Annotated in this window: 1 protein-coding gene; it reads left to right on the forward strand. The window is 54.0% G+C overall.

Annotated elements, in window-relative coordinates; translation table 11 throughout:
* Window positions 1-153: 153 nt before the first annotated feature.
* The coding region (locus A3754_RS26075) for a DUF4372 domain-containing protein (protein WP_156496920.1) at window positions 154-548 on the forward strand (395 nt) is incomplete at its 3' end.

Consider the following 548-nt stretch of genomic DNA (forward strand, 5'->3'; position numbering starts at 1 on the left):
GGTCGAGGTCCGTGTTGCGGGCAGACCGGCACAAAAAAGCCCGGCCAATTGGCCCACTGCTGTCCCACAGTTGAGGGACAAATGAAAAAGCCTGAACCGAACTGGTTACAATGATTCTGCGAGGAAAACATTGTGATCAGGGAGGTTCAGGCTTTGTCACATCATAACACCGCCTTTCACCAACTGCTCAAACCGGTTTCGAGACATGATTTTGAGAGGCTGGCCAAAGAGCATCATCACGGGCAAAAACTGAGATCCGCCACGCGCTGGGATCAATTCATTGGCATGGCCATGTCTCAGCTTTCCGGCCGTCAGAGCCTGCGCGATATCCAGTCGAACCTGGAGAGCCAAAAGCATAAGCTTTTCCACCTTGGCGCCAAACCCGTTGCCCGTTCTACCTTGGCAAGGCTCAATGAGAAGCAGCCGGCGGAGCTCTACGAAGCGCTGTTCTACAAGCTGCTCCAGCGCTGCAGAAATAGCCCCAGCTCCCATAAGTTCCGCTTCAAGAACCCTCTCTACTCACTGGATGCGAGTGCCATCAACCTGTC

It is taken from the genome of Alcanivorax sp. HI0083, assembly GCF_001635175.1.